At 43.3% G+C, this 22,276-nt stretch carries 23 protein-coding genes; 14 read left to right on the plus strand and 9 right to left on the minus strand.

Going from position 1 to position 22,276, the window contains the following annotated elements; translation table 11 throughout:
- Positions 1-366: 366 nt before the first annotated feature.
- On the minus strand, positions 367-1,269 hold the full coding sequence (hcaR, locus tag CF596_RS12615) for a DNA-binding transcriptional regulator HcaR (RefSeq protein ID WP_004976051.1): 903 nt from the start codon (positions 1,267-1,269) through the stop codon (positions 367-369).
- Between the two features lie 281 nt (positions 1,270-1,550).
- Here hcaR and hcaE point away from each other — a divergent pair, with 281 nt between their 5' ends.
- From hcaE to CF596_RS12655, 8 genes are all read left to right on the plus strand, one after another.
- Positions 1,551-2,918, plus strand: coding sequence for a 3-phenylpropionate/cinnamic acid dioxygenase subunit alpha (hcaE, locus tag CF596_RS12620; RefSeq protein WP_004976053.1), 1,368 nt, complete (start codon positions 1,551-1,553; stop codon positions 2,916-2,918).
- On the plus strand, positions 2,915-3,433 hold the full coding sequence (gene hcaF, locus CF596_RS12625) for a 3-phenylpropionate/cinnamic acid dioxygenase subunit beta (RefSeq protein ID WP_004976055.1): 519 nt from the start codon (positions 2,915-2,917) through the stop codon (positions 3,431-3,433). The genes hcaE and hcaF overlap by 4 nt, the downstream gene beginning before the upstream one ends.
- Positions 3,433-3,759 carry a 3-phenylpropionate/cinnamic acid dioxygenase ferredoxin subunit gene (gene hcaC, locus CF596_RS12630; RefSeq protein WP_004976057.1) on the plus strand — a complete coding sequence of 109 codons (327 nt, stop codon included), beginning with the start codon at positions 3,433-3,435 and terminating at the stop codon, positions 3,757-3,759. The genes hcaF and hcaC overlap by 1 nt, the downstream gene beginning before the upstream one ends.
- A gap of 2 nt (positions 3,760-3,761) precedes the next feature.
- Positions 3,762-4,577, plus strand: coding sequence for a 3-phenylpropionate-dihydrodiol/cinnamic acid-dihydrodiol dehydrogenase (gene hcaB / locus CF596_RS12635; protein ID WP_004976058.1), 816 nt, complete (start codon positions 3,762-3,764; stop codon positions 4,575-4,577).
- A 71-nt stretch (positions 4,578-4,648) separates the two neighbouring features.
- A complete protein-coding gene (locus CF596_RS12640; protein ID WP_004976064.1) occupies positions 4,649-5,614 on the plus strand; it encodes a 3-carboxyethylcatechol 2,3-dioxygenase in 966 nt (321 codons plus the stop codon).
- A gap of 4 nt (positions 5,615-5,618) precedes the next feature.
- Positions 5,619-6,845 (plus strand): 3-phenylpropionate/cinnamic acid dioxygenase ferredoxin--NAD(+) reductase subunit, encoded by a 1,227-nt coding sequence (gene hcaD / locus CF596_RS12645; protein ID WP_096902683.1) that lies wholly within the window; start codon positions 5,619-5,621, stop codon positions 6,843-6,845.
- A gap of 88 nt (positions 6,846-6,933) precedes the next feature.
- A complete protein-coding gene (locus CF596_RS12650; RefSeq protein ID WP_096902690.1) occupies positions 6,934-7,842 on the plus strand; it encodes an EamA family transporter in 909 nt (302 codons plus the stop codon).
- 247 nt (positions 7,843-8,089) lie between these two features.
- A complete protein-coding gene (locus tag CF596_RS12655; protein ID WP_096902684.1) occupies positions 8,090-9,142 on the plus strand; it encodes an MBL fold metallo-hydrolase in 1,053 nt (350 codons plus the stop codon).
- A 163-nt stretch (positions 9,143-9,305) separates the two neighbouring features.
- On the opposite strand, the gene CF596_RS12660 is transcribed toward CF596_RS12655, so the two are convergent.
- Both CF596_RS12660 and CF596_RS12665 read right to left on the minus strand, forming a co-directional pair.
- Positions 9,306-10,826: a catalase gene (locus tag CF596_RS12660; RefSeq protein ID WP_096902685.1), complete on the minus strand. Its 1,521-nt coding sequence runs from the start codon at positions 10,824-10,826 to the stop codon at positions 9,306-9,308.
- A gap of 537 nt (positions 10,827-11,363) precedes the next feature.
- Complete coding sequence (locus CF596_RS12665) at positions 11,364-11,996, minus strand: TetR/AcrR family transcriptional regulator (RefSeq protein WP_026438328.1); 633 nt, start codon at positions 11,994-11,996, stop codon at positions 11,364-11,366.
- 81 nt (positions 11,997-12,077) lie between these two features.
- On the opposite strand from CF596_RS12665, the gene CF596_RS12670 reads away from it, so the two are divergent.
- The 3 genes from CF596_RS12670 to CF596_RS12680 all read left to right on the plus strand — a co-directional run bounded on the left by CF596_RS12670 (position 12,078) and on the right by CF596_RS12680 (position 15,043).
- On the plus strand, positions 12,078-13,730 hold the full coding sequence (locus CF596_RS12670) for an acyl-CoA dehydrogenase family protein (RefSeq protein WP_096902686.1): 1,653 nt from the start codon (positions 12,078-12,080) through the stop codon (positions 13,728-13,730).
- A 342-nt stretch (positions 13,731-14,072) separates the two neighbouring features.
- Positions 14,073-14,732, plus strand: a complete 660-nt coding sequence (locus CF596_RS12675) for an AzlC family ABC transporter permease (RefSeq protein ID WP_242439163.1) — start codon at positions 14,073-14,075, stop codon at positions 14,730-14,732.
- Complete coding sequence (locus CF596_RS12680; protein WP_096902687.1) at positions 14,729-15,043, plus strand: AzlD domain-containing protein; 315 nt, start codon at positions 14,729-14,731, stop codon at positions 15,041-15,043. The genes CF596_RS12675 and CF596_RS12680 overlap by 4 nt, the downstream gene beginning before the upstream one ends.
- Before the next feature lie 124 nt (positions 15,044-15,167).
- On the opposite strand, the gene CF596_RS12685 is transcribed toward CF596_RS12680, so the two are convergent.
- Positions 15,168-15,659, minus strand: a complete 492-nt coding sequence (locus CF596_RS12685) for a macro domain-containing protein (protein WP_004976080.1) — start codon at positions 15,657-15,659, stop codon at positions 15,168-15,170.
- A 446-nt stretch (positions 15,660-16,105) separates the two neighbouring features.
- Here CF596_RS12685 and CF596_RS12690 point away from each other — a divergent pair, with 446 nt between their 5' ends.
- Positions 16,106-16,297, plus strand: coding sequence for a hypothetical protein (locus tag CF596_RS12690; RefSeq protein ID WP_096902688.1), 192 nt, complete (start codon positions 16,106-16,108; stop codon positions 16,295-16,297).
- A gap of 15 nt (positions 16,298-16,312) precedes the next feature.
- Here the strand turns inward: CF596_RS12690 and ptsP are convergent, their stop codons facing one another.
- Both ptsP and CF596_RS12700 read right to left on the minus strand, forming a co-directional pair.
- A complete protein-coding gene (ptsP, locus tag CF596_RS12695; protein ID WP_096902689.1) occupies positions 16,313-18,610 on the minus strand; it encodes a phosphoenolpyruvate--protein phosphotransferase in 2,298 nt (765 codons plus the stop codon).
- A gap of 99 nt (positions 18,611-18,709) precedes the next feature.
- Positions 18,710-19,192 carry an RNA pyrophosphohydrolase gene (locus CF596_RS12700; RefSeq protein ID WP_004976084.1) on the minus strand — a complete coding sequence of 161 codons (483 nt, stop codon included), beginning with the start codon at positions 19,190-19,192 and terminating at the stop codon, positions 18,710-18,712.
- A 183-nt stretch (positions 19,193-19,375) separates the two neighbouring features.
- Here CF596_RS12700 and CF596_RS12705 point away from each other — a divergent pair, with 183 nt between their 5' ends.
- A complete protein-coding gene (locus CF596_RS12705) occupies positions 19,376-20,026 on the plus strand; it encodes an HAD family hydrolase (protein ID WP_070155338.1) in 651 nt (216 codons plus the stop codon).
- A gap of 154 nt (positions 20,027-20,180) precedes the next feature.
- Positions 20,181-20,426, plus strand: a complete 246-nt coding sequence (locus tag CF596_RS12710) for a DUF2789 family protein (RefSeq protein ID WP_004976087.1) — start codon at positions 20,181-20,183, stop codon at positions 20,424-20,426.
- A 92-nt stretch (positions 20,427-20,518) separates the two neighbouring features.
- On the opposite strand, the gene CF596_RS12715 is transcribed toward CF596_RS12710, so the two are convergent.
- The 3 genes from CF596_RS12715 to CF596_RS12725 all read right to left on the minus strand — a co-directional run.
- The gene (locus CF596_RS12715) at positions 20,519-21,379 is read right to left on the minus strand and encodes a LysR family transcriptional regulator (protein WP_004976089.1); all 861 of its coding nucleotides are present in this window, start codon (positions 21,377-21,379) and stop codon (positions 20,519-20,521) included.
- 207 nt (positions 21,380-21,586) lie between these two features.
- Positions 21,587-21,823: a DUF2061 domain-containing protein gene (locus CF596_RS12720; protein ID WP_004976091.1), complete on the minus strand. Its 237-nt coding sequence runs from the start codon at positions 21,821-21,823 to the stop codon at positions 21,587-21,589.
- 206 nt (positions 21,824-22,029) lie between these two features.
- The coding region (locus CF596_RS12725) for a zinc ribbon domain-containing protein (RefSeq protein WP_143228691.1) at positions 22,030-22,276 on the minus strand (247 nt) is incomplete at its 5' end.

Below are 22,276 nucleotides of genomic sequence, written 5' to 3' on the forward strand. Positions count from 1 at the left end.
GGTGGCTTAACTAGAGCGGAATATCACTTATAAATACGCTTTTAGTTGTTCAAACATGTGGGACCACCTCTTACTGCCTGTTATCATCGGCTTAATTTTAGAAAATAGCGATGGGGTGCCTATTTTAACTTATTAGACTTAAGTTGTAATTTGCAGGAAATGTGGTAGCGAAGCGAGGAAAAAGCAGACTGCAAAAATGCGAATGTTTGAGTGTAAGAATGAGCAGTAGTTCAGAAAAAGATTAAAAAAATAAGTTTAGACTTAAGTCTAAAGCTTTGTTTTAGCATTTAGGATGCACAAAAAAGTGCTTACTACATCAAGCAGCAAGCACTTTTGAAAGGTTGAAAAACGCGAGTGGTTTTAGAATTATTGTTCGCGGTTGATGTCCAAATAGAACACACGTGTGAGCAGTTCCATAAATTTCTGTACCGCAGCGGAATGGCTGTTTTTGCCGTAGCTGACGTATAAATCTAAATGTGGAAGTTCTACATCAAGTGGACGGATGACGGTATTTTCCATGGTTAGCGGAGCAACATAGCCCGGTAAAATGGTGCAACCCAAGCCCATACCAATCGAGTTGATATTAAATAAAATGTTGTCAGCTTTTTGCACAATGTTTAGTTCAATGTTGTGCTGTTTGGCAAAATCGACAATCAGGTGATGCAGATTATACGAAGCTTCTGCCGAAGGAATAATAAAATCAATACCATTCAATGCTTTGACAGGAATGCGTTCGTATTTTGCTAACGGATGATCTTTGGGCAAAATAAAAATTAACGGTTCACGCAGTACAAACTGGCTCTCAATTTCATCACTGTTGATATTGTGGCGGGTAAAGGTGATATCGAGTTCACCTTTTTTAATCATTTTCATTTGCTCAGTGTTGTTCAAACTTAGCAATTCAATTTTTAATTCTGGGTTTTGTACTCGTAAATTAGGCAGTACAAAAGGGAAAATTTTCATTTCTGCCACAGGAACAAAGCCAATACGCAGCATTTTCTGTTTGGCTTGTGACACCTGACGTGCCATGGCAACCGCTTTGTCGGCTTGCGCCAAAGTCAGACGCGCCTGTTCTAAAAATACAGCACCTTCTTCGGTTAGCTCGACTTTACGTTTGGTACGGTTGAGTAGCTTAACGCCGACATCTTCTTCTAAATCTTTAATTTGCTGACTCAGCGAAGGTTGAGCCGTATAAAGTTTAAGTGCGGCTTTACTGAAGTTGAGTTCTTCAGCAACGGTAATGAAGTAGCGAAGGTGACGTAATTCCATACAACCATTCCAAAGATTAATTCAAAATATGTCTAATTATAGATTAATAAAAGAATGATCTATAAACAACTATTCGGTGAGAATTATTGTGTCATTCGCGAAGTAAATAGGGTTTCATCATTATGCAACGATTTAAATGCAAAATATAATGTTGGATTAATCTATAAAAACTATTAATTGAAACAAAAAAAATATTTCACTAAACGTCCCTAAAAAACCATTATCCATCAAAAGTTGAGTCTATTTACTTTGTGCCGTTGTTGGTCACAGGAGAGCTTTTCATGAGTGGAAAAATTGATGTGCGCGAAATCGACGCTTTGGTCGATGCACAAAATGGACGTATCACTCCATCTATTTATACAGATCCAGATATCTACGAATTAGAACTTGAACGTGTGTTCGGCCGTACGTGGTTGTTCCTGTGTCATGAAAGCCAAATTCCTAAAGCTGGCGACTTCTTCAACACCTACATGGGTGAAGATCCAATTATTGTGGCACGTCAAAAAGACGGTTCAATCAAAGCATTTTTAAACCAGTGCCGTCACCGTTCTATGCGTGTGAGCTTTGCAGACTGTGGTAATACCCGTGCATTTACTTGCCCATATCATGGTTGGTCTTACGGTATTGATGGTTCACTCAAAGATATTCCTTTAGAAGAACGTGCGTATCCACAAGGTGCTTGTAAAGAGCAATGGGGCTTGGTGGAAGTCAACCGCGTGAAGTCTTACAAAGGCTTGATCTTTGGTTGCTGGGATGAAACCACTCCAGACCTAGAAGAATATATGGGCGACATCGCTTGGTACTTAGATGGCGTGATTGACCGTCGTCCGGGTGGTACTGAAATTATTGGTGGCGTACACAAGTGGGAAATTGACTGTAACTGGAAATTTGCTGCAGAACAGTTTGCTTCTGACCAATATCACGCTTTGTTCTCACACGCCTCTGCCATTCAGGTACTTGGTGCAAAACCAGATGATGACAGCAGCAAACAATTAGGTGCAGCGCAAACAGCTCGTCCTGTTTGGGAAACTGCCAAAGATGCAATTCAGTATGGTTCACGTGGTCACGGTTCAGGTTTCTTCTTTACAGAAAAACCAGATGCAAACGTATGGGTTGATGGTGAAGTTGCCAATTACTTCCGCGAAACTTACGAAGAAGTGAAAGAGCGTTTAGGCGAAGTACGTGCTTTACGTCTTGCAGGTCACAACACCATGTTCCCAACACTGTCTTGGTTGAACGGTACTGCAACACTGCGCGTATGGCATCCACGTGGTCCAAATAAAACTGAAGTATGGGCATTCTGTATTGCCGATGCTGAAGCACCTCAAGACGTGAAAGAAGCATTTGAGCGCTCTGCAACACGTGCCTTCGGTCCTGCAGGTTTCTTAGAGCAAGATGACTCTGAGAACTGGATTGAAATTCAAAAAGTATTGCGCGGCTATAAAGCACGTCAAAACAAGCTCATTGTAGAAATGGGTAAAGGTAACGAAAAAGTACGTGAAGATGGTATTCCAGGAATCACCAACTACATTTTCTCTGAAACTGCAGCACGTGGTATGTACCGCCGTTGGGCAGACTTGCTGATCCATGAAAAGTGGGAAGATGTTGAAAAAGCAGCCGACGAATACGAGAAGGAGCTAATGAAATGAGTCAAATCAGTTTAGAACTTCAACATGAAGTAAGCCAATTCTTGTATCGCGAAGCAAAATTGCTGGACGACTGGAAATTCCGTGAGTGGTTAGACCTCATGGCAGAAGACATTTCTTATACCTTGCGTACTACACCAAATGCACAAACTCGTGACCGTCGTCGTTCAGTTGAACCGCCAACAACGTGGGTGTTCAACGACAACAAACACTTGCTTGAGCGCCGTGTTGCACGTCTGGAAACTGGTATGGCGTGGGCTGAAGAACCTCCGTCACGTACAACGCACATGGTCAGCAACGTGATTGTTGAAGCGACAGAGGTAGCAGGCGAATACGACGTACACGTGACTTACTTGTTGTACCGTACTCAAAAAGAGAAAGACGTGACTATTTACTGTGGTAAGCGCCATGACAAAATCCGTCGTGTTGAAGGTGGCTTAGGCTTCCAGATATTCAACCGTAAGATTGTGCTTGACCAAGTAACCTATAACTCACACAACCTGAGTGTATTCTTCTAATGAATAAAATCTTTGTTTGCCAAGTTGACGAATTAGACGAAGGCGAAGCGTTAAAAGTGGACTGCGGTGTGAACGGTATCGAGGCACTGGCAGTATTCAACAACGGTGGTGAGTTCTTTGCCATGAATGACCGTTGTTCACACGGCAATGCCTCAATGTCTGAAGGTTATCTTGAAGATGATGGCACAGTTGAATGCCCACTGCATTCTGCACGTTTCTGTTTAAAGACTGGTCAAGCATTATGCTTGCCAGCCACCGACCCGATTCAAACTTTCCCTGTGGTGGTTGAAGACGGCGCGTTATATGTAGAAATGGCAGGAGAGTAAGCATGGGTTGGCTAAAAGGCGAAGTGGCACTGATTACAGGTGGCGGTTCTGGTTTAGGTTGGGCTTTGGTCGAGCGCTTTCTTGAAGAAGGTGCGCATGTGGGCGTGTTACAGCGCTCACAATCTAAAGTTGATGCCTTAAAAGAGCGTTTTGGTGATCAAATTGTGGCAGTCGCTGGTGATGTTGCCAACTATGCAGACAATGTCCGTGCTGTGCAGGCCACTGTGGAGCGTTTTGGAAAGCTAGATTGCTTTATTGGCAATGCAGGGATTTGGGATCACTACGCAGATATCGTCAATACTTCTGGTGAGCAGCTTGAAAAAGCCTTTGATGAAATCATGGGCATCAATACCAAGGCGTTAATCTTGGGGGCAAAAGCAGCACTGGATGAGTTGGTGAAATCTGAAGGTTCTATCATCTTAACCTTATCCAATTCTGCGCTGTATTCTTCAGGCGGTGGTCCTGTTTACACTGCATCTAAACATGCAGGTGTTGGCATCATGAAAGAGTTGGCTTATGAATTGGCACCTAAAGTACGTGTCAATGCTGTTGCGCCTTCAGCGATGAATGTCAATATTAAGGGCGCAGCATCTTTAGGTCAGGAAAACCTAGGCTTACTCGATGCACGTGATCCTGAAAAAATTGCACGCGGTATGCCGCTGAATTTCTTGCCTGAGCCAGAAGACATGACTGGTTCGTATGTGCTCTTGGCATCGCGTCAAAATAACCGTGCGCTGACTGGCGTTCTGATCAATGCAGAATGTGGTTTGGGTATTCGTGGTTTGCGTCAACCACGTGCAGGTTTTTTTGACGAATAAAATTGAGTCTAAATTCAATAGACGAATCGGCAGCCTTTCTCTGGGCTGCCTTCCTTATTTAGGAGTCTTTTATGGCCGTTAAACTCATTTGTGCATCGCACAGTCCTTTAATGGAATTTGCAACACCGCAAGATCAATCTAAAGAACAAAAAGTTCGTGCTGCCTTTGAGCAACTTTCTGCCGAAGTCAAAGCATACGATCCAACCCTGATCATTACCTTTGGGCCAGACCATTTCAACGGTTTCTTTTATGATTTGATGCCAAGTTTCTGTGTCGGTATTCGTGCTACGGCTGCGGGTGACTGGGACTACGGCAAAGACAACAACCGTATTGATGTGCCTGAAGACAAAGCCTTGGCAATGGTGCGCCGTGTGTTGGATGAAGGTGTAGATGTTGCATACTCGTATCGCATGCAGGCCGACCATGGGGTGACTCAGCCATTACACTTTTTGTGTGAAGGGCAGCTAGATCGTTATCCAACCATTCCCGTGTTTATTAATGGCGCTGCAGCGCCGATGCCAACCACCAAGCGTACCATTGCTTTGGGGCGTGCTGTGGGTCAATTTATCAAGTCGTTGAATCTTGAAAATGAACGTGTTCTTGTTTTAGGTACAGGTGGTTTGTCGCACGATCCACCAACACCGCAAATGGGTTCAGTACCGCCTGAAGTTGAAGAGTTTTTAATTGCAGGTCGTAATCCGAGCCCTGAAGCACGTCATGCACGTCAGGCTAAAGTGATTGCAGTCGGTCAGAAACTTGCTGCAGGCGATACTTCTGTGGCTGTACCGTTAAGCCCTGAGTGGGATATTGCCTTGCTTGAAAAATTCAAACAGGCAGACTTTGCAGCTATGGAAGCCATGACCGAAGCTGAAATTCGTCGAGATGGTGGTCGTGGTGGTCAGGAAGTCCGTTCGTGGATGGCTGCTTTTGCTGCGTTAGATGAACTGGGTGCGTATGAAATGACCACGCATTGCTATGAAGATATTAGTGAGTGGATTGCGGGCTTTGGCATCGTATCTGCCGAGTTAAAAGGTTAAGCCCATGAGTGTAGAAACAATTGTGATTGTGGGGGCAGGTCAGGCAGGGGCGAGTGCCATTCTTGAGCTGCGCGGCAATCAATATGCAGGCAACATCATCTTAATTGGAGATGAAACACATTTGCCTTATGAGCGTCCACCGCTGTCTAAAGATGTGATTTTGCGTCCTGAAGAAACCAAAATCGAAATTCTGTCGGAAGAAAAACTGGCAGAGTTAGGTGTGACCACAATTCGTGGCAATGGCGTGAGTAAAATCAATGCCGAAGCGCATACGGTTGAATTGCAAAATGGTGAGGTCATTGCCTACGACAAGTTGCTTCTTGCAACGGGTGGTGCTGCACGTCGTTTGCCAAATTTTGATGCCTTAGGTAAACACGTTTACACGTTGCGTAATCTTGAAGATTCACAAGCCTTGGTACCTGTACTGCAAGCAGGTCGTCGCATCATCTTAATTGGTGGTGGTGTGATTGGTTTAGAGTTGGCATCTTCTGCACGCTTTAAAGACTGTCAGGTAACTGTCATTGAAATGGGGCCAATGGTGATGGGACGTTCATCACCACTCATCTTGAGTGAGTTTTTACTGCAACAGCAGTTATTGGCAGGAGTTGATGTACGTCTGTCTACGCAAATTGCAGACTGCAAGTTGGATGGTGAAGAAATTGTCGTGACCTTAGATGGTGGCGAAGAACTACGTGCCGATGCGGTGATTTACGGTATTGGCATTATTCCAAACGCACAACTGGCAGTTGAAGCAGGCTTAGATGCAGACTTTGCGGTGCATGTGAATGAAAACTGTCAAACTTCAAACCCAGATATTTATGCCGCGGGTGATGTCGCATCACAACTGCGTGAATGTGGCAACCATCGTCGTGTAGAAACTTGGGAAAATGCCAACCTGCAAGCAGGTATCTTCGCGCGTCATGTGATGGGCGTGGAACATCCTGTAGCCAATCCTGCTTGGTTCTGGACTGATCAGCTCGACATTAACTACCAGTTTGTAGGAGATATGTCAGCAGCAGAATGGCATGTGCGTGGTGAGATGGATGCTGCCAACCGCAGTGAGTCTTCATTCGTATTGTTTGGTGTGACCGATGGCGTGATTGTCGGCGGAATTACCGTCAACTCAGCCAAAGATATGCGTCACTTGAAAAAGCTGATTGCTAAACAAGCTGCTTTTGAAGCAGACAAATATTTAGATGTGAGCCAAGACCTTCGCAAATTGGTGAAGTAAGCTTGAACTGATGAAAAACAGACCTGAGGCAACTTGGGTCTGTTTTTTATCTGCCGAAGAAAAGTGTCCATTTTATGTTGAGCAAGTGATGAATACGAATACATCTCCTGTTGTGGTAACCGCCAGTATTTATGCCTTATTGGTATTAATCTGGGCGACCACGCCATTGGCGATTGTCTGGAGTGTGCAGGAAATTCATCCAATGTGGGTTTTGATTATCCGCTACTTTGGGGCTTCCGTGATTGCGCTGTGCGTGCTTAAACTCATGCGCGATCCACTGCCTTTTGATCACACCTCAATGAAAAGCTATTTGGCGGGTAGTCTGAATTTAATTGGTGCACAGCTATTTATTTACTTGGCCGCCAATTATTTAACTTCAGGCTTAATGGCACTGATTTTTGGTTTTTCTCCTTTAATCGCAGGCTTGATTGGTCATGTGATTTTACGAACGCAAAAATTGATTGCCTTACAGTGGACAGGGATGGCAATTGCGATTGCAGGACTCAGCTTTGTCTTTGCAGACTCTGCCGACAGCAAAGTGAATCCATGGGGCGTGGTGTTGATGTTTATCAGTATGCTGTCCTATATCAGCTCAATTTTTTGGGTCAAACAAATCAATGCTCCTTTAAAGCCGATGTCACAAGCCACAGGTTCTTTATTGGTATCATCGGCAGGGTCATTGTTATTAATTCCCTTTATTTGGTCGCATTTCCCGACTCAAATGCCAAGCAGCCAAGCCATGATTGGTTTTGTATTTACCATGATCATGTCGTCTATTGTCGCCATGCTGTGTTATTTCTGGCTGATTCGTCGTTTAAATGCCTCAACCGTATCTTTAAGTAATGTGATGACTCCCATCATCGCGTTAATTTTAGGTGCGACCTTAAATAATGAACACATCAGCATGAATGCGTTTATTGGCATTGCCGTGGTGATGTTCGGGATTGTGATGTATTTCTGGAAAGAATGGCGCGAACAATATTTTGCTAAACGCTAAGCCCGCATTGCTATACCCGTGTTTAGGTTTTTCTAAAGCCTCGTTTATCTGAGGTGTAAATTTCCGATCATTAACCCGCTGTCGATACGACTTTTTTCTCAAAACAACAAAAACATAAAGGAAATTGCCTGCTTGATTTCGCTACTATGCGTGATAGAGTCAACACATGAACCAAAGCTGTGTTTTTTTCTGAACAGATCAGGATAAAAAGCATCATGGTAGATGCGCTATATATTATTGGGCTTACATGAACAACGTGGAACAAAAGCATTTTCAACTGCCAACGGAAGCCTGTTGGTCGCATACTTGGCGTAAACCCAAGCTGCAGTTTTTGCCTTCAAATCATTATGATGGAGCGCAGTTTTTTAATCCGATTGCGTGTCCTGAGGGGCGCAGCCAAACTGATTTATTGAAATGGTTGCTAAAACGCAAATCGAACAGTTGGAATGTCAATCCGCAACAAGAAGCACAGCAATTTTTTACAGCGCCAAGTGCTTTGCCACAATTACGTCCACACGCCAGTTTGGATGATTGGCAAGTTTGGTTTGTGGGGCATGCAACGGTGCTGATTCAAATTGGACCGTATAACTTTTTAACCGATCCAGTCTGGGCAGAGCATGCCAGTCCGAAACAGGGGCGAGGGCCTAAACGTGCCTGTCCTGCAGGGATTGCACTGGAAGATTTACCGACCATTCATGCCGTCTTCTTGAGCCATAACCATTATGACCACATGGATTTAGCCACCTTAAAATGGCTGAATCATCAATTTGCCATGCCTATTTATACAGGTTTGGGCAATGCTTGGTATTTGCCGCCTGATTTGCATGTGATTGAAATGGACTGGTGGCAATCGGCTTTATTTAAAGAAGTGAAAATTGTCTACACCCCTGCACAACATGGTTCAGGGCGTGGCGCACGTGATCAGAACATGGCGTTATGGGGCGGTTTTTCTATTTTGCATGGGCAAGATCATTGCTTCTTTGCGGGCGATACAGGTTACTCGCCACACTTTAAAGAAATCCAAACCCGCATTGGCGCACCGCGCGTGGCACTTTTACCTATAGGTTCTTACGAGCCACGGAATCTGATGCGTTATATGCATATGAACCCTGAAGATGCCTTTCAGGCCCATAAAGATTTACATTCCAAATGTTCTTTGGCCATTCATTACCGCACTTTTGAGCTGACCGATGAAGGGCGTGAGCAACCAGAGGCAGACTTGCATCATGCCATGAAGCGTTCATCTAAATTAATGAATCCGTTTTATTGTATTCGTGAAGGTAAGAAATTAATTGTTTAATCTTTTAAAAACTTGACCTTAAATAAAAGTGACACGCTACTTTTCACGCTACTGAAAAGTAGCAATGATAGATATAGAACACAAAGCCCCTATCGAAATAGGGGCTTTGTTTTGGTGTTTAAAGTCTTGCTGTTCAGACTGACTTGATCTTTAACTACAAAGATTACAGTACGCCAGGCTGACCAAGTGCAGGGTCACTGGCACGTGCTGCTTGCGCATCGGCAACGGTCATGCCTAAAGCCGCTGCAACGCCTTCGCCATAAGCAGGGTCACATGCATAACAGTTACGAATATGACGATACTTAATAAAGTCTAAAGCATCACCCATTGCACGTGCCGTGTTATCAAACAGTGCTTGTTTTTGCTCAGGGTTCATTAAATTGAACAAGGCACGCGGCTGGCTAAAATAGTTGCTATCATCTTCACGATAATCCCAGAAATCTGCATCGCCACGAATTTTTAGCGGTGGTTCGCGGTATTGTGGTTGCTCTTGCCATTGATGGAAGCTGTTTGGCTCATAGTGTGGCAAGCTGCCATAGTTGCCATCCATACGACCCTGACCATCACGACGGTTTGAGTGCACAGGGCAGCGTGCAGCATTCACTGGAATTTGTGAATGGTTCACACCAACACGGTAACGTGCAGCATCGGCATAGTTGACCAAACGCGCTTGTAACATGCGATCTGGCGAGTAGCTAATTCCTGGTACAAGGTTGCTTGGTGCAAAGGCAGCCTGTTCAACATCTTGGAAGTAGTTTTCAGGGTTACGGTTCAGTTCAAACTCACCCACTTCAATCAGTGGATAATCACCTTTCGGCCAAACTTTGGTGAGGTCAAATGGGTGATAAGGGACTTTTTCTGCATCCAGTTCAGGCATGATTTGCACGAACAGCGTCCATTTCGGGAAATCACCGCGTTCAATGGCATTGTAAAGGTCAGTCTGGCTGCTTTCACGGTCACGACCAATCAATTCTGCTGCTTCTGCATCGGTCAGGTTTTGAATGCCTTGTTGAGTGCGGAAGTGGAATTTCACCCAGAAACGCTCATTATTGGCATTAATAAAACTATAGGTGTGGCTACCAAAACCATGCATGTGACGATAACCCACAGGAATACCACGATCCGACATCACAATGGTGACTTGGTGCAGTGCTTCTGGCAGCAAAGTCCAGAAATCCCAGTTATTGGTCGCATTACGCAGGTTGGTGCGTGGGTCACGCTTTACCGCTTTATTCAGGTCAGGGAATTGACGTGGGTCGCGGAAAAAGAACACTGGTGTGTTGTTACCGACTAAATCCCAGTTGCCTTCTTCAGTATAGAATTTTAAGGCAAAACCACGAATGTCACGTTCTGCATCGGCAGCGCCACGCTCACCTGCAACGGTAGAGAAACGAGCAAACATTTCAGTTTTTTTGCCAACTTCAGAGAAAATTTTGGCACGGGTATATTGGCTGATGTCGTGCGTGACCGTAAACGTACCAAACGCACCTGAACCTTTGGCATGCATACGACGCTCAGGAATTACTTCACGTACAAAGTTTGCCAACTTTTCATTGAGCCATAAATCTTGAGTAAGGAGTGGGCCACGTGCGCCCGCAGTCATACTATTTTGGTTATCTACAACAGGTGCGCCTGCATCGGTGGTTAAATGCGTTACAGGGCATTTTTTTATCTCTTGGCTCATCGTTGTTCTCCATTATTGTGATCATCATGTGGTGGGCTGTATTAGAAATTTAGCTTCTAAAACAAGCGGCCATGAACCGTTTTGTTTGTTTAAAAAATCAACTACAACACCACAATATCATGCAGATTGGGCTTTGTAGATGAAAGCTTTTCAAATCTCACCATTTTAATGTAAAACGATTTTTATAATTTTACAAATAGATAAATTTATTGTTTATGATTGGTATATTCGATTATTGTTTGTGTGGAAATCAGGGTCTGTTGACATTTCATAAATGGCTTGCGCTGTAGGCTAAAACTGAGCAGATCAGGCATGAAACGCAGGGAATAGCGAGACTATTGCCAAGTTTCATAACGCAATCTGAGAAAGTTTTAGTCACAGCCTTTCAGGACAAGCATATTTTTTGCTGCTATTACGTTATGTGTCAGTCACTTAGAATAACTAAATTCCCTATCTCATGCCTTATATCAGCTAAAAAAATATGCGTCGTCGTAAACATAGACGAAGTGTCAACAGACCCTAATAGTTTTTGCAGCATTAAATATCTGAAACAGAGACTAAAAACGGTTGAATTGCTAGTGAAATATCGGTGTACAAGGTGCCCCAATCTTGAAAATGCGGATTGATTAATAAACTTTGTGAAATAAAGCCATAGCTGATGCGGTGCAGATTCAAAGCAAGGCGCAGTTGTAGTTCGGCATTATGTATGACAGGTGCGAATATCTGTTGCCACATTTGCAGCATCATGCTGTAACTTTTTTGGTAAGTTTCAATGTGTGAAACTTGTCGTTCCAGTAAAAAAGTCTGTGCCCAAAGCCATTGTTGTGCCTGAATTTGCTGAAGCTGAAACTGAATGATTGTTGCGATATAGCGGTTTATTTCAACAACTGTGGATAACTCAAGTTGCTGTTGGGCATAACTTTTTAAGCGTTCTGCATGCTGTTTGACTTGCAGGTGAATCGTTAATGCCAGTAAATCTTCTTTCTTGGCAAAGTATTCATAAAAAGTGCCTAAACCGACACCTGCCAAATCGGTAATTTCGCGAATGGTAATTTCAGCTGCCGAGCGTTCATGCAAAAGCCGAACAAAACTTTCTTGTAAAGCCTCTTGAGTCAGTTTAGCCCTTGATTGGCGCGGCTTACGGCGCACTTGAACCTCAGAATTTTTCATAAATAAAGCCGAACACCTGAGCGCATATTTTTCTCTATACTGAATGCAATGATAGCACCGCGTTTATCTAGGAGTGACACAATGCAGACATGGATGACCCATCAAATTCAAAATCAGTTTGATGAATTACAAGACTATAACTTATTTGAAACCGATACGGTTTTACAAGAAATTTTAACCCGTTATGGCAGTCAAGATCAGACCCGACTGAGTGAATTGGGGCACATTGCAGCATCGGCAGAATATTATCATTATGCCGATTTAGCCAATCGGCATACGCCTATTTTACATGCCTTCGATGCACGTGGACGTCGTAAAGATGTAGTGGAGTTTCATCCTGCGTGGCATCACTGGATGGCGCTGAATCGTAAGTTTGACACGCATGCACATCCATTTAAGCAACCGCAATCTACGGCAAAATGGGTCGATTGGGCCAGTCGTTTTTATTTGGCAGGACAGGTTGAGTGCGGTAATTTATGCCCAAATTCTATGACTTTAGGCAGCATTCCGCTCATTCAGCGTGAACCTGAATTATGGGCAAGCATGGGCGAAAAACTGTTATCGCATGAATATGACCCGCGTGATGTGCCGATTTCACAAAAGAAATCTATTTGGTTGGGCATGGGCATGACCGAAAAGCAGGGTGGTTCAGATGTACGTGCCAACCAAACGCTTGCCATTCCAGTCGCAGCAACAGGGCGTGGGCAAGCCTATTTGCTCACAGGTCATAAATGGTTTTTCTCTGCACCAATGTGTGATGCACATTTGGTGGTCGCCAATACCGAACAAGATGGTTTGGCTTGTTTCTTTGTACCGAGTTGGTTAGAAGATGGCAGAAAAAATAATATTCAGGTACAGCGTTTAAAAGACAAAGTGGGAAATCGGAGTAACTCCAGTTCTGAAGTCGAATTTCAGCAGGCGTGGGGCATCATGATTGGCGAAGCAGGGCGCGGTATTCCCACCATTATTGAAATGGCGAACTACACTCGTTTAACCTGTGCTGTGGGCAGTAGTGCCATGCTGCGTCAAGCCTTGGTGCAATGCCTTGCCTATACTCGACAACGTCAAGCATTTGGACAGACTTTGGCGAATCAGCCATTAATGCAGGCAGTCTTGGCAGATTTGGCTTTGGAAACTGAAGCTGCGGTACAGCTCAGTTTTCATTTGGCACATTGTTATGAAAGCGATGATGCTGTGTCTTTGGCATGGAAGCGTTTAATGACCCCTGCTGCAAAGTTCTGGATTTGCAAACGCGCGGTGGAACTTACAGGTGAGATGATGGAAGTTTTTGGTGGCAATGGTTATGTCGATAACAGCATCATGGCACGTATTTTCAAAGAAGCACCTGTAAATACCATTTGGGAAGGTTCAGGCAATGTCATGTGTCTGGATGTACTACGCGCTATGCAGCGAGAACCTGAGCTGATTCAGGTGTTATTGCAGGATTTTGCTCGCACTGCCGTTACTCATCCTATTTTGGGCAGTGAATTAGATGGTTTGCAGCAGTTATTGCAGACCACGAACAGCAACGATTTACAATTTATGGCACGTGCTTTGGTGAGCCGTTTGGTGATTTTGGCACAAGCGGTTTTGTTGTTGCGTTATGCTCCAAGTTTTGTGGCAGAAGGTTTTATTCAGTCGCGTTATAGTGCATTGCATGGGCAAGTGGTGGGGATGCTTAAACCTGAACAGGTCGATGTCGCACAAATTTTACAGCGGGCGTTTGCAGCATAACGTTAAACACGCCTGCGCTAGAGCAGGCTGCGTTTTGAAACACGGGTAAACTTGTGAGCGTTAAATGCTTGAGAAAGTTTTTCTCTTGGTGAAAATAAGCAATAGTTTAAGATAAGCAATAGTTTAAGCGGTGTTGTTGCTCGAGGTTAAGATGCTCAATGCGCACGATTTTTGAATTTTTGTTCAAATTTTACCTGCTTAGCACTAAAACCCTGTGCTTTTCATCTGATATGATTTGGTGCATCTGCTATTTTCAGCATTCCTACGACTGAGCGCACTTTCACCGTGTATTTTTCAAAATCATCCTCAAGACAGAAATATTTAGATCCTTTGGAAATTTGGTTGGGGTTTAAACATCTGTTGCCAATCTCGTGTTTTGTCGCCATTTTTGGTGCGGCATTTGGTTTGGCGGCAACTCAGGTTGGCTTAGATTCATCCTCTATTTTGCTTATGAGTGGCTTGGTCTTTGCTGGAGCATCACAATTTGCCGCATTAGAATTGTGGGGCGAACAGGTTTCACTGCTGCCTTTAGTCATTAGCGTATTTTTTATTAATGCCCGTCATATTTTGATGGGGGCATCTTTATATCCGTGGTTAGAAAAATTACCCACAGGTCAGCGTTATCTTAGCTTATTGTTTATTTCAGATGCCAATTGGGCCATGGCTTTACATGCTTTTCAACGTGGGCAATCCGGTTTAGGTTTGTTGTTTGGCGGCGGAATTGCCTTGTGGCTGTTTTGGTTAATTGGAACAGGCTTAGGGCTGTATTTGGGGAATTTAATTGCGCAACCTGCCTTGTTTGGCTTAGATATGGTCATGGCGTGTTTCTTACTGAGCATGGTACTGGGTGGACAGAAAAATTTAAGAGTTGTATGGATTTGGACAGTTGCAGCGATCAGTTCCCTGTTGGCATATTGGTATTTACCTGAAAATAGTCATGTGGTTGTCGGTGCATTAATGGGTGGCTTTGCTGGCTTATATTGGAAGGAGCAACGCGCATGAACCACATGTTGAACCTGAGTCATCCAGTGCTAATTGTACTGGTTATGGCAATTGTGACACTTATTACCCGTTGGGGTGGGGTGATGATTATGCAGTATGTTCCCATTACCGAGTCGGTCCAGCGTTTTATTTATGCCATGTCTGCTTCAGTGCTGGTTGCGGTATTAACCCCAATTGCCGTTACGGGAGATACTGCAGCACGGTGGGCATTGCTCTGTACGGCTGTATTGATGTTAATGTTTAAAAAGCCACTGTGGGCAATTGCAGCAGGAATTTTGGTGGCGGCAGTGTACCGTCAGTATATGTTGTAATTGTTGGTGTATTTAAGTCGACTCAACATAAAAATACCCTCCAATAAAGAGGGCATTTGAACCGTGTCATGCAGTTGTGTTTTAACAACTACATGACCATAAAGTATTTAACATAGCAGAAGTCTTATTTCGCAGGCTCTTCAGCTTTCACACCTTTTTGATAGAGGGTGTAGATGTAAATAGGAATATCCAAATCTTCTAAGTGTTTGTAGATGAGTGGACGTACATCTTCCCAATCTAAACCGCCTACACCTGTTGCAAGACGCGGTAATGCCAAGCTTTCAATTTTCTCTTCTTCAATCAACTGTTTTAAGTTTTTCAAAGTGCGGTTGACGTATTCTGTCGATGCTTTACCTGGTTTTGAACCGTTGTCATAAGCCGCTTCCTGAGTCATCAGGTTGACGATGCGTTGACCTTCGGCATTGACCCAAGTCCATTGCTCACCCGCTTTAGGATGGTAAATATGACAATAGTTGCGGAAGTCTTTATATAGCGCAGGCCAGTGCTCACGCAGACTTAAAGCCAAACCTGTGGCAAAGTTATCGTTAGGGGCAACACCGTGAGCAATCGCACGTGCTTCGCTCAGTAAAATATCTCCAGAAACTTCATAAATCATGAATTTGACTCCTGTTTTTAATGGTCTTGTTAAACTGATCTTCTATATTCATATTAGCCAATCATTGCAGTTTTTCTAGCGGATTTTATAACTACTAAGTCTTTGCAAAGTAATAAAATTTTTTAGAATTTCATGCTATAATTGTATGGGTAAAGCCGCTGAGTATTCTTTAAAATAGCCTTCAAAATTAACCGTCAGAAAAACTCCAATAAAACGGCGGCAAAAAAGTTTATTTACCCTTCTTTTTATCTTACCGCTATTGAGTGAAAATCGCTTGTAAAATGTACAAAAAAGCGTATGATCGGCTTCCCAATTTAATATGGGACATTGGTGAGAGAATAGTCAGGTTGTGCAGAAGCAATTGGCTTGAATTTTCCCTCAACATCTCCATCTATAAAAAGTAGCGACACTGCTCATTTCAATGATCAACCGAAAGGAACAGCGCAATGGCAAAGAAAAAACAGCTTGAGCTTATTCAGCATAACTTTGTGGCCAAGCACATGCACGAGGTCAACAAAAGTCAGGTTTTTGTAGACCGCAAGAAAAATGCCAAACGAGGCTATAGCAAACATAAACAAGGGCGATATTCCGATGATTATCGCCCTTGTTGTTTTTGGAATGAATTGTGCGTTGCTTGAGGCTTAAACTAAGTTTTATGGAGATACGATACGTGTCGCTAGTTTCACCATATCGCCCAAGCCATGGGTTTTAAAATAATATTCCATCAGACTTTTCACCATCAGCGGATTATTCATTTTTAACGCCTGATCTAATAAATGTTGCGCATCGGTCATCGGTACATGACAAATTGCTTTACGCACCCGCAAGATATTACTTGAACTCATCGACAGGGTATTAAAGCCCATTGCCATCAGAATTACCGCAGACAGCGGATCTCCTGCCATTTCGCCACAAACGCTCACAGGCTTGTCATATTTATGACATTCTTTCACTAAGAGGGTTAAGGCGCGCAGTACTGCAGGATGAAAGTGTGAATAGACGTTGGCCACACGCGGATTGTTACGATCCACTGCCAATAAATACTGGGTTAAATCGTTTGATCCTACCGAGAAAAAATCCACCAACGGGGCAAATTCATCAATTTGCAGCAGCACACTCGGTACTTCTACCATAATGCCAATTTTCGGTTTGGTGATTTTAACCTGTTCTTCTTCCTGCACTGCTTGCAAGTCACGATCTAGCAAATACAAGGCTTCTTCAACCTCGCTGACACTGGTGATCATTGGCAGCAAAATATGCAGATTATTCAAACCAATACTGGCTTTGAGCATGGCACGAATTTGCGAAGAAAAAATTTCAGGATGATCTAGCGTGAAGCGAATCCCGCGCCAACCCAAGGCTGAGTTTTCTTCTTCAATCGAAAAGTACGGCAAGTCCTTGTCTGCGCCAATATCTAGCGTACGCATCACCACAGGTTTGTTGGCAAAGTGACTGAGCTGTTGGCGGTAAATAGCACGCTGTTCTTCTTCGCCCGGGAAACGGTCACGCAGCATAAATGGAATTTCAGAACGATATAAACCAACACCTTTAGCACCGCGTTGTACGCCACGCACCACGTCAATCATCAAGCCTGTATTGACATACAATTTTACCGCTACGCCGTCAGGGGTAATGGCATCTTTGGTTTCATATTGCTTGAGGTCTTTGGCAATCTGTTCTTCTTCTTTTTGAATTTCTTTATAGCGTGTCCGCATGCGACGTGGCGGGTTGATAAACACCCGACCTTGGTGCGCATCTACAATCATTTCCACATCGTCTAGGCTGTTGATGGGCAATTCAGTTACGCCAACTACGGTTGGAATACCCAAAGCACGTGCCACAATGACCATGTGAGAATTCATTGCGCCTTCGGTGGTGACAATTGCTGCAATTTTATCGACAGGTAGTTCTACCAAAGCTGCTGTGGAAATTTCTTCGCCAATTAAAATACTTTCATCGGTCAGTTCACGGTGACTGGCATCGGCTTCTTGTAAAGAGGCGAGAATACGACGCCCTAAATCTTTCAGGTCAGAAACACGTTCGCGTAAATAGTCATCTTCCATTTGCGAAAATAGGGCAATGTGATTGTCAATTACAATACGCACTGCACCTTGTGCCCAGTTACCTTCACGAATCAGTTCTTTAATTTCTGCAGGCAGGGCATTTTCATCTAGCATGCGTAGGAACACACTGAATAAAGCGCGTTCTTCTGCCATTAAGGCATCCTGCATTTTGTCATCTAGTGCCTGAATTTCTTGACGCACTGCATCTAGTGCGTTGTCTAGTAATTCTAACTCTTCACTAATGTCTTCAGCTTCACGATCAGGTACAGCCGCCAAATCTGCAGGTGGATACAGAATTACCGCACGACCCAGTGCAATCCCGCCCGAACCTGATACGCCCTGAAAGGTTTTGTAGGCAGGCAGGTTGTTGGGTTTGCGGAACACATCAATGTTGCCCACGGCATGCGCATGCGCAATGACACCTGAAAGCTGAGCACAAAGTGTGACTAAAAAGGATTCTGCGGCTTCAGAAAAGTCTTGTTTGTCCTTGTTTTGCACCACAAGAACGCCCATAACTTTACGGCGATACATGACAGGCACGCCAAGGAAAGAATTATAAATTTCCTCGCCTGTTTCGGCCAAATACATGAAGCGTTCGTGTTTAGGTGCGTCGTCTAGGTTGACAATTTCTTCACGTTGTCCGACTAAACCGACCAAACCTTCACTGGTATGTAGAGACACATGCCCCACAGCCTCAGGATTTAAACCCTTTGATGCCATGAGCAAATAGCGTTGATTGCGTTCATCGAGCAGGTAAATAGAGCAGACATCCACATGCATGGCTTCTGCGACCTGATTGACCATAATATCGAGTGATTCATGCAAACTGGTGGACGCATTGATTTCTTGTACAATGCGTCTAAGGGTATCCAGTTGCATGTTCGACATACGCGCTACTCCATATTCCAATCAATGATTTGAGGTCAGTTTTACACCACAGATGACCCTATAACAATAAGCTAAAAAATCTACATCTTCATGCAAATTTTAAGGTTTTTTCAGGGGCAATTGATTGCACAATTCCACCATCGCTTTACGGTAGACGTCACGTTTAAAATTGACGACCTGACCAAGCGGATACCAGTAACTGACCCATTGCCATTGATCAAATTCGGGTGGGTCTGACAAATTCAGCCGAATATGATGCGCTGACGCTGTCAGTTGCAATAAAAACCACTTCTGTTTTTGACCAATACATACGGGATCTGAATCCGTGCGTATATACCGATGTGGCAAACGATAACGCAGCCAACCCTTAGTTTGCGCGATAACTTGGACGTGTTCGGGCAGTAAGCCAACTTCTTCTCTCAGCTCACGATAAAGTGCCTGTTCAGGGGTTTCTCCATATTGGATACCTCCTTGCGGAAATTGCCATGCATTGTGACCAATGCGTTTTGCCCATAAAACTTGTCCAAACTCGTTTGCCAAAATGATCCCGACATTGGGTCGGAAACCTTCTGAGTCGATCATTTGGCTACCTAAATATTGTTTAATTTATGACTTTGCACTCGGGGATGATGATTTCTTTTCTCCAACTCGAAAACGCAAAGTGTAAATAATGTTAAAATTGCTATGATCTTAACGAATTTCTATCGACTAGCGGAGATAGATTTACAATTTTTTTCTTAAATTTCAGTTTTTACGAGTATTTTCATGAAATTGGCGCTATTTGATCTCGATCACACCTTGTTAAATACTGATTCAGATCATTCTTGGGGTGAGTTTTTGGTAAGTGAAGGCTTGGTTGATCCTGTTCGCCATCGCGCCATGAACGACAAGTTTTATGAAGACTACAAAGCAGGGCAACTCGACCCAATTGCATATAACGAATTTGTATTTGAGTTTTTAACCCAGCACGACAATCAGTACCTCACAGATTTGCATGAATTATTTATGCAAAAGGTGATTCGTCCACAAATGCGCCCTGAAGGGTTTAAAGCTATTCAGCGTCATCAAGAATTAGGGCATGAATTGGTGGGGATTACAGCAACATCTGACTTTATTACTGCACCTATTTTCCGTGAGTTTGGTATTAGTGAAATTATTGCCACCAATGCCGAAGTGGTCGATGGTAAATATACAGGCAAAGTCATTAATACTGCGTGTTATCAACAAGGCAAGTTGGTGCGTTTGGAGCAATGGCTTGCAGGGCGTGAAGTGACAGAATCTTGGGCATATTCAGACTCGATTAATGATCGTTTCTTGTTGGAATATGCAGATCACGCCATTGCTGTAAATCCTGATGCACGTTTACAGGCTTTGGCTGAAGAGCAAGGTTGGGATGTGCAGGACTGGTCAATTTAAGTCTGAATTTTTTTGAGGTGTTGCTACTTTGGCTTTTACTAGCTTATTGATTTGTTTTTTGTTTTTATTTATTGCAATGTTGGATTATGTCATTCATTTTTAGAATAGGCATGCTAAGGTAAGACAAGAATTAAAAATGATCAGGAGTGAAAAAATGAGTGGTGTACGCCCAAGAATGACACATTTATTTGAACAACTGGGTTTGGATGCCAGTGAAGCTGCGATTCAGCAATTTATTGAAACGCATCAATTGAATGCAGAAACAACAATTGCCGAGGCAGAATTTTGGACGGAAGCACAGCGTCAGTTTATCGTCGAAAAAATGAAATCGGATGGTTCATGGGCCATTGTGGTAGACCAATTGAATGAATCTTTGCATGAAGATTCGGTGAGTCGTTAAGATTTCACTTGCGCCTAAATTAAGCCAATAAAAAATACCCTCAATACAATCGTGTTTGAGGGTGTTTTCATTCAAAAGAAACCATTAATCTTTTAGTGTTTCATCATCTCAATCAATTCTAAAACAGCGCGCGATTGCGTCCGTCCCGGATGCCATACCATGCCCAATTGACGGTTCATTTCTAAGTCAATATCTAACTGTTGTAAGTCCTGATTGACCAACGTTTTAGGTAAAACAGACCATCCCAAACCAATTGACACTAACATCCGAATTGATTCTAACGGATTGTTGCTCATGGTAACTTTGGGTTTGACGCCTTGCTTTTCAAATTCTGCCAAAGTGATTTGACTGGTATAAGTTTGCGCGGCAGGCAACAAACTTGGGTAGGCGAGTAAATCGGTCAATTGCAGGTTTTTCTGATGTGCAAGCGGATGAAAAGATGCGACCACAAACACCAATGGATCATTCCAAATGGTGACATAAGACAGACGTTCATCTAATTTAGGCGGTAAGGTCAGAAAAGCCAGTTCTAAATCGCCCGCCAAAACTTGTTCATGTGCCTGTTCAGAATCGACAAAATGCACATCTAGCGTGACGTTGGGAAATTCTTGCACATATTCACGCAAATGATTGGGTAAATGGTGTAAACCAATATGATGACTGGTACCAATTTTCAGTTTGCCTTGAACCTGTCCTTGCTCATGACTGAGGGTGTGGTGAATATCGCCCAGTTCATTCAGCCAGTTTTTGACTTTGGGCAATAGTGAGTGTGCTGCATGCGTGGCTTGCACCCCACGACCTGCCGATTCAAAGAGTTTCACGCCAAAATAGTCTTCTAGGCTGTGAATACGTTTGGTCACCGCAGGTTGGGTAATAAATAACTGATCTGCTGCCAAAGAAATAGAACCTGTTTCCATGACTTTAACAAAGGCTTCAAAGGCTGCAAGATTCATTTGCACCATCCATAAAGATTTTTTATTACTGTGCTTATTATTTAGAAAAAATTAGAATTAATCAAAACAAATTCTACTTATTTTTAAACTATGCATTCGGGATGATCTTGTAGAGATACAGCAGAGATAAAAAAAGATCATCGTGGGCTGCAACCAAGATGATCTCAAACTGAAATGGAATATTCACAAGCAGAATCTATAAAACCATTAAGCGATAATTTTAGAATCTTGCGTTTGTGCTTTCTTTTCCCAAATCCGCTCGTGAATGAAATACGCAACAGCTTGTACTGTCGGTTCGACCAAACTTAAGGTAATGGCCATCCAAATATTGCCTGTGACTATATAACCGACCACCATCGCCACGGTGATGTGCATGATGTAGTAGCTTAAAGTTTTTTTGAACATGCGTTGATTGTTGGCGACAAATTTTTGAATATGGCTCATGTGAATACTCCTTCTGCTGCTTTGACCGTTTTCTGTGTGGATAGCTAAAGGATAATTATTCTTATTTAATTTGTAAAAACGAATAATTTTGTAATTTTGATTGGAAAATTAGATTTTAATAAAAATATCAAAGATAAAAAATTTTAAGTATCTATCATGTTTTGCTTATAGGTAGGTCGTGATGAATCATTGACATCCTCCCCGACCTAAAGGACGGAGATTCCTACTGCTAGACGCTCATGCCCGAGCGCAAGAATATTCAGTGCGGAATTTACATCCCGATCATGGAGCGTACCGCACTCCACACACTGCCATTCTCTTATTCCAAGTCCTGCTCTACCTTCCGGACTACTGGAGCGTGAGCCACAGCACGAACAAATTTGGGTGGTATAGGCTTCATTGACTTCTTCATAACATACCCCTGCGTTCTCGCATTTATACTTGAGCATGGTT

This window comes from Acinetobacter sp. YT-02, from assembly GCF_002412355.1.
In the GTDB taxonomy this organism is placed as follows: Bacteria; Pseudomonadota; Gammaproteobacteria; order Pseudomonadales; family Moraxellaceae; genus Acinetobacter; species Acinetobacter towneri.

Bases quoted from the DNA above. Each gene is read 5' to 3' on its own strand.
- hcaR (WP_004976051.1), bottom strand. From the start codon at position 1,269: ATGGAATTACGTCACCTTCGCTACTTCATTACCGTTGCTGAAGAACTC.
- hcaE (WP_004976053.1), top strand. From the start codon at position 1,551: ATGAGTGGAAAAATTGATGTGCGCGAAATCGACGCTTTGGTCGATGCA.
- hcaF (WP_004976055.1), top strand. From the start codon at position 2,915: ATGAGTCAAATCAGTTTAGAACTTCAACATGAAGTAAGCCAATTCTTG.
- hcaC (WP_004976057.1), top strand. From the start codon at position 3,433: ATGAATAAAATCTTTGTTTGCCAAGTTGACGAATTAGACGAAGGCGAA.
- hcaB (WP_004976058.1), top strand. From the start codon at position 3,762: ATGGGTTGGCTAAAAGGCGAAGTGGCACTGATTACAGGTGGCGGTTCT.
- CF596_RS12640 (WP_004976064.1), top strand. From the start codon at position 4,649: ATGGCCGTTAAACTCATTTGTGCATCGCACAGTCCTTTAATGGAATTT.
- hcaD (WP_096902683.1), top strand. From the start codon at position 5,619: ATGAGTGTAGAAACAATTGTGATTGTGGGGGCAGGTCAGGCAGGGGCG.
- CF596_RS12650 (WP_096902690.1), top strand. From the start codon at position 6,934: ATGAATACGAATACATCTCCTGTTGTGGTAACCGCCAGTATTTATGCC.
- CF596_RS12655 (WP_096902684.1), top strand. From the start codon at position 8,090: ATGAACAACGTGGAACAAAAGCATTTTCAACTGCCAACGGAAGCCTGT.
- CF596_RS12660 (WP_096902685.1), bottom strand. From the start codon at position 10,826: ATGAGCCAAGAGATAAAAAAATGCCCTGTAACGCATTTAACCACCGAT.
- CF596_RS12665 (WP_026438328.1), bottom strand. From the start codon at position 11,996: ATGAAAAATTCTGAGGTTCAAGTGCGCCGTAAGCCGCGCCAATCAAGG.
- CF596_RS12670 (WP_096902686.1), top strand. From the start codon at position 12,078: ATGCAGACATGGATGACCCATCAAATTCAAAATCAGTTTGATGAATTA.
- CF596_RS12680 (WP_096902687.1), top strand. From the start codon at position 14,729: ATGAACCACATGTTGAACCTGAGTCATCCAGTGCTAATTGTACTGGTT.
- CF596_RS12685 (WP_004976080.1), bottom strand. From the start codon at position 15,659: ATGATTTATGAAGTTTCTGGAGATATTTTACTGAGCGAAGCACGTGCG.
- CF596_RS12690 (WP_096902688.1), top strand. From the start codon at position 16,106: ATGGCAAAGAAAAAACAGCTTGAGCTTATTCAGCATAACTTTGTGGCC.
- ptsP (WP_096902689.1), bottom strand. From the start codon at position 18,610: ATGTCGAACATGCAACTGGATACCCTTAGACGCATTGTACAAGAAATC.
- CF596_RS12700 (WP_004976084.1), bottom strand. From the start codon at position 19,192: ATGATCGACTCAGAAGGTTTCCGACCCAATGTCGGGATCATTTTGGCA.
- CF596_RS12705 (WP_070155338.1), top strand. From the start codon at position 19,376: ATGAAATTGGCGCTATTTGATCTCGATCACACCTTGTTAAATACTGAT.
- CF596_RS12710 (WP_004976087.1), top strand. From the start codon at position 20,181: ATGAGTGGTGTACGCCCAAGAATGACACATTTATTTGAACAACTGGGT.
- CF596_RS12715 (WP_004976089.1), bottom strand. From the start codon at position 21,379: ATGAATCTTGCAGCCTTTGAAGCCTTTGTTAAAGTCATGGAAACAGGT.
- CF596_RS12720 (WP_004976091.1), bottom strand. From the start codon at position 21,823: ATGAGCCATATTCAAAAATTTGTCGCCAACAATCAACGCATGTTCAAA.